The sequence below is a fragment of the Snodgrassella communis genome, from assembly GCF_914768045.1.
Lineage (GTDB): Bacteria > Pseudomonadota > Gammaproteobacteria > Burkholderiales > Neisseriaceae > Snodgrassella > Snodgrassella communis.
In genome coordinates, this window is record NZ_CAJZCD010000002.1 from 23,557 (window position 1) to 39,041 (window position 15,485).

Sequence of the window (15,485 nt, forward strand, 5' to 3'; positions counted from 1 at the left end):
TCTTATCGACGCAGTGAAAGAATACTGTCTGCCAATGCTTCACCAAGGCGCTGATAACCACTGGCTGTAAAGTGGACGCCATCACTGCGCGCCAGTCCCTGATTTATCCATGATTTCATACTGCATTCGCCCCCCATTACCGCTTGCCAGTCCCAGTAGAAAGTATGCTGGCTTAATGCCACTTCTTTTTGCATCGCTTGCAGCTCAGTTAGCTTTTCAGGGCGCACACCACAGGAACCAGCAGTACTTTTCAGGCTTTCTGGTGCTCCCAGAAGCATAATGGCACTTTTAGGTGAAGCCGTGCGAATCCGGGTAATCGTCTCCAGCAAATTCTGCTTAACCGTTTCAACTTCTACCCCGTTATAGGCTTCATTTGTGCCAAAGGCCAGAATAATCAGGTCTGGTGCAATCACATTCAGCTCCTGCTGCCATGCCTGAGTATTCCAGCGATTCCACTGATTGAGCTGGAAACCATTAATTCCCAAAGCAGAAAATACTACTCCCTGTTGGTTTTTATTTCGCATCCACCATCCGCCTATAGCAGTCTGAAAATTCATGCCAGCTTTGATTGTTAGCGGAAAACGTGCATTAAACGTACTGAAATGCCACTGATTATCCTTAGGCTGTGCTGAAAGCAAAATTTCCTCACCATTACCATCCGTAACGAACAAGTCTTCATCATTCTGTCCCTGCCGGATACTGACAATAACCGTTTGCTCAGCTTCAGGTTCACGGGTTCTGATAGTCATCAGCGAACCAATAGACGGAGTAGCAATCAAACCGCCGAGAGCATAATTCTGGCTGGCTTGCGTACGGCTGGAAATAGCCTGCCAGCCTTGATTCTCATAAGTAAAGCGTGCCAGCCGCATACCGGAAAAATGAACGGGCATCGCCCAACCCGGACCCCCATTGCCCAGTTGCTGTTGCAGACGCACACGCGCGGCGTTAGTAAGGTAATCTGCCGCAGTATGGGAATCGCCCAGTTGCACAATATTAAGACTTTTTTTCTGTAAAGCTTCAGTAAGCTGTGCAGCATGTTCAGCCTGTGCGGATAAAAGGGCATGATAATGGTTGGATTGTGCCGGAGTTGGATCAGCTGAACAGGCCATTATCCACAGGCAGCAGCCCAGAATGGCAAAATGTTTTTTAGTGTCCATTTGACGTATCGTTTTTAACAGACTGAGGCGGTAGATTAAAGCGGTTAAAAATGTTTCTGGCAATTATTTTCTGTCCTGAAACTGTGAAATGAATACCATCCGGACTACGGGTTTTGATTTTCTTTCCGTCAGCTTCTGTTAGCGTATCATTGAATTTACCACCATTGCTACCAAGCATAGCCCGCGTATCCATTATATAGCCGTGATTTTTACTTACTTCATCTGTAGTGAGCTCGCGCAGGTAAACCATTTGTTCATTAAGCTTATTGCGACGCATATCCGGCGGTGTAAGCCATAAAACAGTTACCTGATGTTGCCGGGCAGTATCCATAATGGTTTTAATTCGGCTGCGGTACATACTTTCCCATTGTGCAGATGCAAAGCTGATGAACCTGCTGCCATTTCGCGGATCGGGAACATCCCACGGATCATTCGGACCTAGAAACATCACCATTATCTTGATATGCGGATTATTATCCAAAGTACGCTCAATAGTTTGCGGCCAATTAAAGAAACTGGAATAGGTCAACCCAGTACTCTGCTTACTCAGATTGATAGTTTTAATGCCATAGTCATCACTAAGCCATTTTTGCACATGTGGTGCTACAGCTTGCATCAGTGAATCACCAGCAAAAAATACCACATCGTTAGAACTGAGTGTAAAGGCTGTTTTAATACTATTTTCTCTTGCAGTCTTTTGCAGCTTCTGCTGGCGTTGCTGTTCAGCCAGATTCGCCTGTTGCTGTAACCTTAAATTATCCCTGTGTGCATAGACATAATGCTTATTAAAAGCCGTAATAATATCGTGGTTAACCGTGGCAATATTCTGATTAAGCCGAACAACACCATCATTAAGCATCATGCCAATCTGTGCTCCTTTTTGCCACCATATCTGTTGTTTCAGTTTTAGTAAAATGCTGTTTTGATGGTAGGTTTGTTGATAATAAGCTGTCACCGAATCTTGCATCAGCCATAATGAAATGCCCGCAGTAATCATCAAAGTCAGCAAAACAAAACGAAATTGCTGCTTATTATTTTTCTCTACCTGTATTTCAGTTTTCGGTTCTTCACTGGCCACCACCATCGGCAAAGTGGTTACTGTTTTCAGCGTCACCACCGGTATTTGATTAAACTGACTATATTTTTTTTGCTGATTGTAATTTTGATATGAAGGCAGACGGCGATATTTAGAAGTTGGCATAGATAAATCCCGGAATACCAGCCGGCGCGCAGATTAATACCAGAATCAGCAACAGCAATAGAGGGAGAATCAGGCTGTAGCGAGGCAAAGTATCAGCACGCTCATATAACGAAGCAATGAATTTTGCCAGCAACGGATACAGCATCCATGCCAGCAATAACAGGCTGAAAAAGTAAAATGGATTGGTAGTCAGTGGTACATTAACATGGTTGTATAGCAGAGCATGTAACAGGAGAAAGGCATCATTAACAGTTGGCGCACGGAAAAAGACAAAACAGAAACACACAAAATGTACCGTAAACACAATGCTGATAATATTGCCAGCCTTATTGCTTTTACTCAGACCATTGCGTGCCTGTTCCAAAGTACAGTGGCGCAGACGGGAGTACAGTAAATCGCCTAGATTCAGCGCAATCATGCCGGCACCGTGTAGTAATCCCCAAATAAAAAAGTGCCAGCCATTGCCATGCCAGATACCAGATAAAACCATGGCAATCAGCAGATTGAGTTGGGTTCGCACCATACCGTGCCGGTTACCACCTAATGGAATATAGATATAATCGCGTATCCACGTGGACAAACTGATGTGCCAGCGCTGCCAGAATTCCCGGATATTATGAGCCAGTAGTGGCGCGAGAAAATTCACGGGCAAACGAAATCCCAGCAGTAGCCCCATAGCTACTACTAAATCACTATAACCGGAAAAATTGAAAAAAAGCTGTATTGTATAGCCATAAATAGCAGCCAGAATTTCCAGACTGTGATACTGCATAGGATTCGCAAATACCGGATCAACCCAGTTATCGGCAATCCAGCCTGATAACCACCAGTTCTTCATCAGTGCTATTACAATCAGACATAAAGCTACAGCGGGCGCCAGAATCCGGCGGCGTTCTGGCATGTGTATTTGCGTTAGCATGCCACAGGGCTTACTGGAAATATCTGTCAGCCCGCGCGCATCATAGGCACGTGCAATCGGGCCTGCCGTAATAGTAGGAAAAAAACTCAGATACAAAGCCAGCCCGGGCAGAGAAAACTGCCTGTCAGCCGGTTGTGCATTGCTGCGCAACTGATAAAGAGAAACCAGATAACTGATTGCCTGAAATGAATAATAAGATATGCCCAGCGGTAATATAATGTCCGCCAGCCAGTCAGAATTGTGGCCGAATGTATCCAGACCATCGCCCAACTGAGTGCGGAAAAAATCGAAATACTTCCACACCATCAGATTCAGCAGCGTAAACATGTACCCGCTTATCAGCCAGATTTTGGGTTTACTGCTGACATTAATCCGGATGGAAATAACATAAATAAATACAGTGAATATCACTAAAGCAAATAATGCCTGTGCTTTCCCGCTCAAATAAACAATTAAGTAGCTAGTACACAGTAAAAGCAAATTTTGCAGCTGCGGTCTGGCTCCCAAAAGCCAGTACAGACAGAAAAAAGCGATAAATGACAGGCCGAATTCAATGGAAATAAAGCTAAACATGAAGCAGATGAACAGTCAAAAAATAGTGATTGTTAAACCGTGCCAAATAAAACTAAGCAGAAAAGTACCTATTGAAACCTGTTAATTCATGTTTGTGCGTACAAACTGAAACTACGCACCTGCTGCTCCTCTAGCAGGGTTGCAATCGAATAGTGATATTATTCAGATGCCGTTAATACGCTAAGAATTAATATTCATACACTATGAACACAAACCCGCTTACACAGATAAAGTCAAGCTTACAGTGTAACATTGCTGAATTTGCATTCTTTTCAGTTAATCTGAATTGGCGGTAATTCCCATAATCCGATACTGCTATGCTAAATTAATTGAATTAATGACGGGAAACAATATTTTACCTGTAAATGTGAAGAATTGTAACAAAATTCAGATACAAAATTTTGTTATCAGAACAAATTTAATTTTAGTAAACGACTATTAACCGCGCGCGCAATACCCATAAAGCAATATCTCGACTCTCTGCCACAAGTACTATTGATGTCTTACTTAATTAAACAACAGCAGATTTTCTCTTTTTTCTGTTAATATCAAATAGAATCAGGTATTCACCATTTGAGAGTATATTTGTATCAGCAACATGTCTCGGAATGATCACAACAGGCGTAAAAATTTGAATTTCACCTCCTATCAGGGTTTAACCCGTAGCAGTAGCAGACAATTGAAAAAGGCATTATATGCACGAACACAACCATACCCATGAACACCACCATAATGGTGCTGCACATCATCACCATCTAGGTTCACACAGTACAGATAAGCAGGTTCTACGCATATCCCTGCTGGTGATCGGCGCATACATGGTAGTAGAAATTATAGGTGGCTGGTTAACCAATAGCCTTGCGTTGCTGTCGGATGCAGGCCATATGTTTTCGGACACACTCGCACTGGCATTATCCCTAATAGCATTTCATCTGAGTGAACGCCCAGTTAATCAGCGCCAGACTTTTGGCTATAAGCGTTTTGAAATTATTGCTGCTGCGGTGAATGGCATGGCACTGATTGTGATTGCAGTGATGATCGTGTATGAAGCAATCGGCCGTTTTATCAATCCGCCCGATATCGCTACCCGTGGCATGTTGATTATCAGCATTCTTGGCTTGCTGGTGAATATCATTATCGCTTGGTATATGCATCGGAGTAGCGAGACCAAGCATAACGTCAACATGCGTGGCGCTTTTTTACATGTGCTGGGCGACTTACTGGGTTCTGTGGGGGCAATTGCTGCTGCCGTACTCATGATGCTGTTTGGCTGGCGCTGGGCTGATCCGCTCACCAGTATCGTAGTTGCCTGTCTGATTGCCTACAGTGGCCTAGGAATTCTGAAAACAACCCTGCGCATTCTGATGGAAAGTACACCAGATACCATTGAACTGGAACAATTGAGTAACATTATTCTGGCCATGCCCGGAATTGAAGCAGTACATGATTTACATGCATGGACCATCACCAGCAACATGAATGCCTTATCCTGCCATATTGTGGTTGATGGCGCATTAACAGTGACAGAAGCAGAAAAATTAGTGAATGCACTGGCAGAAACACTACTGACACATAACATCCACCATGTAACCGTACAGACAGAAAGCACTGCCCATACCCACAGCAATAATCTGCTGTGCTGCATTCCATCGGTTGCCCATCGGCATGCACATTAATACAATACATGCTGAATGATTAATGATATTTGACTGGATAGAAAACATGATTAAAGCAGTATTATTTGATTTGGATGGTACACTTGCAGATACCGCGCCGGATTTAGGTACAGCCCTTAATCGCGTATTGGAGCAGCAGCAATTACCGCCCAAAAATATGACCGAAATTCGTCCTGTAGCCAGTCATGGCGCCGCAGAATTGATTAAACTAGGTACAGGGATACAGCCTGACAACCCTAAATTTAACGCTTTAAGACAGGCATTCATGGCAGAGTATGAACAGCACTTTACCGAACAAACAGTACTCTTTGGCGGTATAAATGAAGTCTTACAGAAGCTCGATCAGCAAGGTATAGTCTGGGGTATTATCACCAATAAATCACATATATTCACCGAACGCCTGATACCGAAACTAGGTTGCAGTATCGCGCCGGCAGTTGTCGTCAGTGGTGATACCACCAGTGCACCCAAGCCGAGTACCGAACCAATGTATTATGCTTGCCGGCAAATCAACGTGATGCCTGAAAACTGCCTGTATATCGGTGATGCGGAACGTGATATGCAGGCTGGACGCAATGCCGGCATGACAACAGTACTAGCAAACTGGGGTTATATCAGTGCACAAGATAACACAGCAAGCTGGCCGGCAGATTATATTATTGAACAGCCAAAAGAAATTCTCAGATTGCTGACAAAATAGCTGTTTAACTAGCAAAAGGCATATCATGAAAACCATCGGTTTACTGGGTGGCATGAGCTGGGAAAGCTCTGCCGAATATTACCGCATGATTAATGAACAAGTACGTGACCGTTTGGGTAGCCCGCATTCTGCCCGAAGCGTCATGTTATCCGTAGACTTTGCAGAAATTGAAGCATTGCAGCATCAGGGATGCTGGGATGAATTGGCAGAAAACATGTGTACGGCTGCGCGCCAACTGGAGCAGGGCGGAGCACAATGCATCGTAATTTGTACCAATACCATGCATCGCATGGCCGAACAGGTACAGAACACCGTGCGCATTCCACTGCTGCATATTGCCGATGCAACTGCACAGCAGATTTGTCGCCAAAAACTGCACAAAGTGGGTTTGCTAGGTACAGAATTCACCATGAAACAAGATTTTTATAAAGGGCGGCTTACAGATAAATTTGGTTTGGAAGTAGTGATTCCGAATGACACAGATTGCCAGACCGTACACAAAATCATTTATAACGAACTGGTATCAGGTATTATCCGAGAAGAATCGCGCCAGCAGTACCGGCAAATTATCCAGCGTCTGGTAGATGCAGGTGCACAAGCGATTATTCTGGGCTGTACCGAAATTATGCTACTGGTGTCGCAGGCTGATAGTCCTGTTCCGGTATTTGATACTACTGCTATCCATGCAACTGCCGCCGTAGACTGGGCTTTGGCAGATGAGCAATAAATGCGCAGCATCTTTCCGATATCGTAAAAACGCTAATATATAAACTAACACAAAACCAAAACTGATGGTCATTATCTGCTCATCGCCATCAGTTTTTTATCGTATTCAGACTGGTTCAGTCAGGCGGTTACGCAGCCAGCGTACAGCTGCTGCTATTTCACTGGCACATAAACCTATGGGGCCGATTTCACTGGCTGCAAGAATGTCTGCGGCAGCACCATGTAACCATACACCAGCATAAACAGCCTGTTGTGGCGGTATGCGTTGAGCCAGTAAACTGCCAATAATTCCAGCCAGCACATCACCACTACCGGCAGTTGCCAGCCCTGAATTACCCGTTTCATTTTGCTGTACCTGCCCGTTGGGCGACGCTATCAGACTCTGGTGACCTTTCAATACCACCCATGCATCATATTTTTCGGCCAGACAGCGCACAGCCTGATAATGGTTATTCTGTATCTCGCCGATCGTACAATGTAACAGACGTGCTGCTTCGCCCAAATGCGGCGTTAAAATAATGTCTTGTTGATTTTGTCTGCTGCTCAGCAAAGCCGGCTGTTGTGCCACCAAATTAAGCGCGTCGGCATCCAGTAGCATAGGGACAACGCTTTTCTGTTGCAGACATTCAGTCAGCTTAGTTAAAGCAGATGTTTCTGTTCCCAGACCGCAGCCAATCACCCATGCAGTAATATCTGAGCGTTGTAGCAGCCGATTTGCAGTACTCAGCATAATTTCAGGCTGCTGAAACAATAACGGTATTGGTAAAGCAGACTGGTGAAAGCCAAGCCAGACTTTACCGCAACCACAATGCAAAGCAGCCATGCCCGCCAGCGTAATCGAACCGGCCATCCCTTCAGCACCACCCACAATGCCCAGCGTGCCAAATGTCCCTTTGTGGCTGTGCGCAGAGCGAGGCTGGCACAGAGCTGGAAAGTGAATAAGCGCCAGTCGCCGCCATTGCCTCAGAAGTTCATTATCAATCTGAAACCCGTTCATTATCCGCTCCCTGTCATTACCGCCTGCTGCCATTGTAAAGTATATCTCAGTAGATGCGTATCATCTTCACTTACAGCAGAAGCTGATCAAGCAAAGCATTTTTAAGCCGTAATTGCTGCCGCGTATCGGCTAGCTGAGGGGCATATATCAAAAAACTGTCTTCCACACGCTCATCTAAAGTTGTGATTTTAGCAAAGCGAATACTGATGTTCAGCTCAGATAAAACCGCGGCAATATTAGCAAGTAAAAACCGCCGGTTAGCCGTAATAATGTGCAGATTATACCAGCCAGCATCTTCCTCATCGTCAATGCTGATACGCGGTGCAACTGGTATATGGCGGCTACGCCGGCTCAGATTGGCCGGATTGCTGGCAGACATCGGCAAATGACCGTTGACAAACTGATTCAGCGCCAGTTCTGTTTTATTCTGAATAGCCAGATAATCGCCAGTGCTGAGCCCTGGGGGAAACTGCAAAATAAAAGTGTCCAGAATAAAATTGTGCTCAGTAATATAAGCACGGGCAGTCAGAATATTCATACCGGCCTCACTGAAAACCGAGGCCAGCTCAGTAAACAATTTCGGACGATTAGGCATGTACACCATTACCTTTAACGTATCAGTATCCGGTAGCAGCCGAGTATGCGCCTGTGCCTGTTGTTCATAATTGATAATTTTCGACAAATGCCAGAGAATATCCTGCCACTCATGGCGGGCAAAATAAGCCTCTCCCAGAATGTGCCACAACTCCCGTTGCTGAGTTTTGCTAATATGATAATGACTTAACTCATGCATTGCCTGCTGCCGGCGGTCAAGAATAGCTGCCTGCCGGTTACTTTGTTTACCACTTAAATGGTGCAGCGTGGCTTTATATAATCTTTCCAGCAGACTGGCTTTCCAAGAACTCCAGATTTTAGGATTGGTGCCACGAATATCAGCCACTGTAAGCAAATACAGCGCAGTCAGGCGTTCAACCGTTTTTACCTGTTTACTGAATCGGGCAACTACTTCCGGATCCTGAATATCTTCTTTTTGTGCAGTCATCGACATCAGCAAATGCTGTTCTACCAGCCACGTGAGTAAATCACTTTCTTCCGCATCCAGAAAATGATCTTCAGCAAAACGCCGTGCATCAGGCACACCCTTTTGCGCATGGTTGCCGCCACGCCCCTTAGCAATATCATGAAACAGTGCCGCCATATATAAAACATGCTTATGCGCAAAGGAATGCATCAGAGTAGATGCAAAAGGCAATTCATGGCTGTGCTGCTCCATAGCCATGCGCCGCATATTGCGCACCACCATTAAAATATGATCGTCTACCGGATAAATATGAATTAAATCGTGTTGCAGCAAACCAACGATTTTTCCCCATGCAGGCAGGTAGCGTCCCAGCACCCCATACAGATTGATAAACCGCAGTAAATGAGTCAGCCCGTCGCCATGCCTGAAAAAACTGGCAAAACACTTGCGGTTAACCGGATTCTGATAAAACTCCTCATTAACCAGCTCATGAGCTGCTGCCCACCAGACACGCAAGGTTTTCGGCGCGAGACCAACAATATCGCTGTGTTCCTGAGCAATGCGCAGAATAGTAAAAATATGTTCTGGCTTTTTCCGGAAAAGCTCAAGATCGTGTACTGCCAGCATATTGCCAACCTGATAGTAATACTCATCAAGTTCCGCAATCACACGCGGTAGAGTAGCATAGACACGGTCGCGCAGCATTGGCACCAGAATGCCACTGAGCTGTTTTACCCCTTTAAGAGCACGGTAAAAATCATGCATCAGCTTTTCACTGGCACGCGAAGTGCCATCATCTGCATAGCCCAGATTCTGTGCCACCAGCGTTTGCAGATCAAAAATCAGCCTGTCTTCTGCCCGTTTGGCAGTTAAATGCAGCTCAATGCGAATTTTTGCTAACTGTTTTTGGCAGCTAAGTAACAGTCTGGCTTCAGTGCGGTTCAGAATCGCCTTTTTCATCAGCTCATGAATCTGCGGCGGTAATCCCTGCACCTTAGCCAGCCACAGCAGCGTATGAATATCACGTAAACCGCCCTGAGTAGTTTTTACATTCGCTTCCAGCAGACTGGCTTCACCTGAAGCTTTGGCATAGCGTTGCCATTGCTCCAGTATTTTCCCTTCAATAAAAGCGGCTACATCACGCTGCAAATCAAGCTGATGGATAAATTCTGTTGCCAGTTGCTGTTCACCGCACAGAAAGCGACTTTCCAATAAAGCAGAATCACCCGTTAAATCCTGCCGTGCACTTTCACATAATTCCCCAATCGTGCCCACCTTTAATGCTGGCTGTAATTGCAAATCCCATAATATTTGCACAAATGCAGCAATCTGCTGTTGCAGATCATCATCAATCACATTTTTACTGATAATAGCCATATCCGTGTCAGAATACGGATACATCTCCCCACGCCCGAAACCACCTATAGCCAGTAAACATAACTGCTTTCCTGCAAAAAATTCCTGCCACAGCGTAAGTAACACCTCAGTAACAACCTGAGTATGCTGGCGAAAATATCCAAATGGATGCTGGCGTTGCCGGAACATCTCTGCGGCCAGTTGTTTATGCAGTGATAATTTATCCGATAATTGAGTGACAAGCGCAGAGACAGACATAATTAATAGCCGTTAGATTGAGATTGACGATAAGCATTCTGTAACGGGCGGATCTGATTCAATCTTGCCTGATCTATAGCCTGAGCAATCTGCTGCGAATCAGCCGTAGTACGGGCGATTGAAGCTGCATCAATATCCATTGCCGCAGATTGCATGGCCAGCCAGTGCTGCTGTTGTGGGTATTGCTGTTGTTCAAATCCTAGCCGCCCGCGTATATCCGCCATACATACCCGTAAAATCTGGGCAAAGCGTTGCGGGCGGCGAAAAGCATCGGTTTTTTTCAGAATGTCCAGAACCGTTTTCGGTTTGAACTGGCTCACACTGTGCAGCCTGATATGATATTCACAGACAAGCCTTGCCAGCTGTGCGCACACCTTAGGCACCTGCCAGCGCTGGTTAACTGCCTCCACAGGCAGAATACCGGCATGATCGTGTCCGGGATGGCTAGGTAATTTATCAACTGGTGTCAGCGCCTTACCCAGATCATGGGTAAGCGTAGCGTAGCGTTCTTCCAGCGAATAATCATGTTCGGCTGCATACTGCAAACAAAGTAGCGTATGCTCACCAGCATCTATTTCCGGATGATAATCAGCCCGTTGCGGTACACCGAATAAAGCATCTACTTCCGGCAGAATAATCTTCAGTGCACCACAGATACGTAAAACCTCAATCATCAAACGGGGTTGCTTTTCCATCAGCCCTTTCGCCAGCTCCTGCCACACCCGCTCAGCAACCAGCGCATTTACCTCACCATTGTCCACCATCTGGCGCATTAATACCATCGTTTCATCCGCAACCTGAAACCCGTAACGGGCTGCAAATCGGGCGATACGCAAAATCCGCACAGGATCTTCCGCAAATGCCGGGCTGACATGGCGCAAAATACCACGGCGTAAATCAGACAGACCATTATATGGATCGATCAGATTGCCCGCTGCATCTTCTGCCATCGCATTTATCGTTAAATCTCGTCGCTGCAAATCCTGCTCCAGCGTAACATCAGCTGCTGCATGAAAAGTAAAGCCAGCATAACCTGCCGCTACCTTGCGTTCCGTGCGCGCCAGCGCATATTCCTCATGTGTCTGCGGGTGCAGAAAAACCGGAAAGTCTTTGCCCACCGGCTGATAGCCAGCCTGTAACATATCTTCAGCGCTGGCACCTACAACTACCCAATCGCGGTCAGCTACCGGACGTTGCAAATACTTATCCCTTACCGCCCCACCAACTAAATAAATTTGCATATCAAACGTATCAATCAAAAACAGAATATCATTGTGCCGTAGTCCAGAGCAGCTGTTAACTGATTTTTCCAGCAGATAAACCCAAAACCAATAGAAAAACACAATTCAAACATCAGCCAGCTCCAGACAATTACAGCATAGATAATAAAAAGCTCTGCTTACAGGCAGAGCACTTACATCGCACGGTAATTACATCATTAGCACGGGCACAATCATAGCCAAGCCCGGGAAAATCGGCACCGTAGAAAAAGCAATAATCAGCAGACGTTTAAACATTGTCTCCTGCTGCTTTTCATCCGTAACACTCACCACCAGCGTACCGGCAATATGAATCGGATTAACCACACTGAGCATCGCCGGAGCTGCACAGGCTGTCAGAATCAGCGAAATTTGCGGTGAGTCACCAAAAATAGTAAATACCATCGGAATCATCAGACTGATTACGCCTAAAGTAGACGACTCAACATTACTCAGGAAAGTAATCAGGTAAGCCAGCATAAATAGCAAAGCAATTTTACTGCTGGTCAGACTTAACAGCCCATGCTCAACTGCTTTCATTGTATCTATCTGCATCATCGTACCAATGAGAACCAGCAAACCACTGATAACCACCACAGCATTCCACGGAATCTTTTTCACAAAATCCTTACTGTTTTTAGGGAAAAACAGCATCAGCACCACAGCCAGCGTCAAAGCAGTTAAGCCCACATTGGCTTTAGCAAAGACCACCAGCAGAAGAAAAATCAAAACTGCAACAGTAGAGCATATAGCATAAAATGGTTGTAACTGATGATTGTCACCGTTTTCCTGCTTGATTGGTTTAAGCAGCAAAAAGCCCTTTTTGGATGCATTAACATCATCTTTATCAACTACTCTTTTTTCATGAAACACAATCTGTAAAGCAATGACAAAAATAAAACTGATTAACATTCCCAGCAGCCATACCAGCCACGGGTTATACATAACTTGCGCCTTTTTAGCTGCATCAAGAATTACCTGACCAGTGGGATTAATCGGCGACAATGCCCCCGTATTAGCCCCAATAATTGCTGCCATCTCACAGATAAAAAACAGTCTGGGATGTTTTCTGCCCAAAGCTGCAATTACAGGTACCAGCAACGTAATCGAAGCAGTAGAAAAGGCACCGGCTGTAGAAATAGTAAATCCAATAAAATAGCCAATCCAAGGTACAACATGCGTATGATGCCCCAACTTAGCGTATACCTTATCAGTAAACCAGCTCAATCCGCCGCTTTTTTCCAGATGAGCAAATAATATAGACACACCAATTAACAACGTCACAATAGCGCCGGGAAAATGATGGAGAACATCCTTACTACTTAGCACCATCCCTGTGGCAGAACTATCTGCAATGAGCACAGATACCATAACCAACACTGCTGTAGCACTAAACCCCAGCAAACCAATATTGACATGTCGCCAGACAGCCAGAATCAAAATCACAACTAATAATACGAGCGATAATACTTGTAGTAAGTTCATAGATTGTCCTGATTTGTTATCGTTCTGAAAAAAAATTACGCAGAAAATCGTAAAATAATCAAACGGAATTTATGCTAATTTGACCTTAGTCGTATTCTCCTTCGTCAAAATTGAGTGAATGCATCATTTATCATTTATAGCGTATTTAATAGATTCTAACAAACTAAAATTAACCTAATGGATATATTTGCAATAGCAAACCCTCTTAGAAAAAAAACTGATTTAAAACAAACTTACAAAATATACTTATGTAAGATAAAAGAAAAAATTTTAATTAATGACATTTTGTTCTCCGGAAAAACAAAATGCACTTATCAAAACCATTGATTACCATACACATACAGAATATATGTAAAGTATTATTAAATTTGGCGATGAGCACAAACTTACCACATCATTGTTGCAGCAAACAAAGCTGGGCCCGAAATAATCGGGAAAGCTAAAAAGCAATTATCAACAGATGCTGAAATTAGCTGCTTTCCTCAATCGCATCACGACTATCAGCACGATCGTTATATCAATATGTTAGACAACAACACCAGAGGGCATTCCAGCATAATCAGCCATAAATACCGGAAGATCCAAAATCATAAAATTAACCGCTTTATCTGACCAATCAACCCAATAACAGACGATTTCACATCATTTAGATAGAAAAGATAACAGAATTAGCTGGTTAGTAACCATAATGCGCAAATTTTCATCCGGCATTCGAAACATGCATATACCAATGTTATGCTGCTGAAAACCAGCATTGAAATAAATATCTTTCAAGCCATAAAGATAAATGCTTATAGCCAAAAATATTTTAATCAGACAAAACCAGATTCATGCGCTCTATGGCTTCTTCAATATCTTCATCATGGTCTATACAAAAAAAATTTAAAATCATTCGTTTTAGGAATTTTTTAAAAATTTCTGTTTTTGAAAATTCAACTAATTGGTTTGTGAATAAATCAAACAAACTATTAACGAAAGCTTTCCATACACCATAATCATCAACGCCATTAGGATAAAGCTGATTAAAATAGTTATTGAGCTCATCCTCACTAAAAACGTATAGCGTATCCAAACATTGATACTCCCAATCACCGATACTGTATCTGAGGTGATAAATTGCCTCTGTCGTACAGTAATTCTCAGCAAAACCCCCGTTTTAATAACTGTTTAAAACCTTAGCAAAAACCTGTTCCGTATTAAAGCATCAATTAATTTCGCCGTATTCACAGTTGCAATCAAAGGCAAAAACATAAAATATTAACCCAGAATCTTGTATTAAAAATTTCTCAATCCCATTAATGGAAAAATCAAGAATCTTTTAACTTATCTAGTGGTTAAGGCTAATCAAAGAATTACTCCACCCTCATCTTTGGATACTAATCTTGTGAATTAATAATATATAATCAATACCTAAACAATCATTAAAGTGATTGCAATAACTCCTTAGTTCACTTCTTTAATAAAAAATCATAACCAACATATTAATTAGTATATTGGTAGAAAATTAGCATAAAACCAAACAGTATAAAAGAGAGAAGAAGATGACTACATAAAACACAGCCAATAGTAAACATTCATAGTACTAATACAGCATTAATATAATCAATAACAAACAAAAGCTATCTGGTTGCCTGTTATCATGCAGCAGTTACCACAATAACAAATTACCGTTTAACAACATGCATGACAGCCAGCCAGATAGCTTGCAACAAATATAATCAGTGCTTACTGTCTGGTGTGCGTTCCTTCAACTTCCAGCTATTACCTGCATGCTGAGTTGGAGGTGCTTTTTCATGGTCTTTCAGCGTAATATAATTTTCCACACCATGACCATGCTGATCAACTTCCTGATAAATTCCGCCATTAGTACCAGAATTATCACCGGGTTTCAGATTACTCATATACCACTCCTTTTTTACAATATCTACCGTGAAGCTACGGTAGACTTATTATTGATTGTAATTTTAAATAATACAAGAACTTAACCTTAATTTAACTTGCTGAGATTAAATTAACAGCTACAAGAGTTTAAAGTAAACTACGGCATCTTTAGATACGGCTAATTAATAGCAGAATATATTGATTCAGCTAGTCATTAATCAACAAATAAACTCATTGTTGGCAACAAACAGCAAAATAATCATTTATAAATAACTG

12 protein-coding genes are annotated in these 15,485 nt (G+C 43.3%); 3 read left to right on the top strand and 9 right to left on the bottom strand.

The features are described from left to right. Window positions 1-2 precede the first annotated feature (2 nt). The 3 genes from MJ761_RS02150 to MJ761_RS02160 are packed head-to-tail and all read right to left on the bottom strand — an operon-like array spanning window position 3 to window position 3,850. On the bottom strand, window positions 3-1,157 hold the full coding sequence (locus tag MJ761_RS02150; protein WP_093090774.1) for a GDSL-type esterase/lipase family protein: 1,155 nt from the start codon (window positions 1,155-1,157) through the stop codon (window positions 3-5). Next, window positions 1,147-2,358 (bottom strand): SGNH/GDSL hydrolase family protein, encoded by a 1,212-nt coding sequence (locus MJ761_RS02155; RefSeq protein WP_093090772.1) that lies wholly within the window; start codon window positions 2,356-2,358, stop codon window positions 1,147-1,149. Before MJ761_RS02155 ends, MJ761_RS02150 begins: the two co-directional genes overlap by 11 nt. After that, the gene (locus tag MJ761_RS02160) at window positions 2,345-3,850 is read right to left on the bottom strand and encodes an MBOAT family O-acyltransferase (protein ID WP_093090770.1); all 1,506 of its coding nucleotides are present in this window, start codon (window positions 3,848-3,850) and stop codon (window positions 2,345-2,347) included. Before MJ761_RS02160 ends, MJ761_RS02155 begins: the two co-directional genes overlap by 14 nt. A gap of 695 nt (window positions 3,851-4,545) precedes the next feature. Here MJ761_RS02160 and MJ761_RS02165 point away from each other — a divergent pair. From MJ761_RS02165 to MJ761_RS02175, 3 genes are read left to right on the top strand one after another with little or no spacing between them, the layout of a single operon-like run. After that, entirely contained in the window at window positions 4,546-5,526 is a 981-nt protein-coding gene (locus MJ761_RS02165) for a cation diffusion facilitator family transporter (protein ID WP_093090768.1), read from the top strand. Window positions 5,527-5,572: 46 nt separating this feature from the next. Continuing rightward, the gene (locus tag MJ761_RS02170; RefSeq protein ID WP_093090766.1) at window positions 5,573-6,226 is read left to right on the top strand and encodes an HAD family hydrolase; all 654 of its coding nucleotides are present in this window, start codon (window positions 5,573-5,575) and stop codon (window positions 6,224-6,226) included. A 25-nt stretch (window positions 6,227-6,251) separates the two neighbouring features. Further along, window positions 6,252-6,953 (top strand): aspartate/glutamate racemase family protein, encoded by a 702-nt coding sequence (locus MJ761_RS02175; protein ID WP_093090764.1) that lies wholly within the window; start codon window positions 6,252-6,254, stop codon window positions 6,951-6,953. A 105-nt stretch (window positions 6,954-7,058) separates the two neighbouring features. Here the strand turns inward: MJ761_RS02175 and MJ761_RS02180 are convergent, their stop codons facing one another. The 6 genes from MJ761_RS02180 to MJ761_RS02205 all read right to left on the bottom strand — a co-directional run bounded on the left by MJ761_RS02180 (window position 7,059) and on the right by MJ761_RS02205 (window position 15,229). Continuing rightward, window positions 7,059-7,949 carry an NAD(P)H-hydrate dehydratase gene (locus MJ761_RS02180; RefSeq protein WP_093090762.1) on the bottom strand — a complete coding sequence of 297 codons (891 nt, stop codon included), beginning with the start codon at window positions 7,947-7,949 and terminating at the stop codon, window positions 7,059-7,061. Window positions 7,950-8,019: 70 nt separating this feature from the next. Then, a complete protein-coding gene (glnD, locus tag MJ761_RS02185) occupies window positions 8,020-10,584 on the bottom strand; it encodes a [protein-PII] uridylyltransferase (protein ID WP_093090760.1) in 2,565 nt (854 codons plus the stop codon). 2 nt (window positions 10,585-10,586) lie between these two features. Next, window positions 10,587-11,825, bottom strand: coding sequence for a multifunctional CCA addition/repair protein (locus MJ761_RS02190; RefSeq protein WP_176715026.1), 1,239 nt, complete (start codon window positions 11,823-11,825; stop codon window positions 10,587-10,589). A 189-nt stretch (window positions 11,826-12,014) separates the two neighbouring features. Continuing rightward, complete coding sequence (locus MJ761_RS02195; RefSeq protein WP_093090758.1) at window positions 12,015-13,328, bottom strand: SLC13 family permease; 1,314 nt, start codon at window positions 13,326-13,328, stop codon at window positions 12,015-12,017. Between the two features lie 808 nt (window positions 13,329-14,136). Continuing rightward, window positions 14,137-14,445, bottom strand: a complete 309-nt coding sequence (locus tag MJ761_RS02200; RefSeq protein WP_218060187.1) for a DUF4303 domain-containing protein — start codon at window positions 14,443-14,445, stop codon at window positions 14,137-14,139. 601 nt (window positions 14,446-15,046) lie between these two features. Continuing rightward, on the bottom strand, window positions 15,047-15,229 hold the full coding sequence (locus MJ761_RS02205; protein WP_093090756.1) for a hypothetical protein: 183 nt from the start codon (window positions 15,227-15,229) through the stop codon (window positions 15,047-15,049). Window positions 15,230-15,485: the final 256 nt, after the last annotated feature.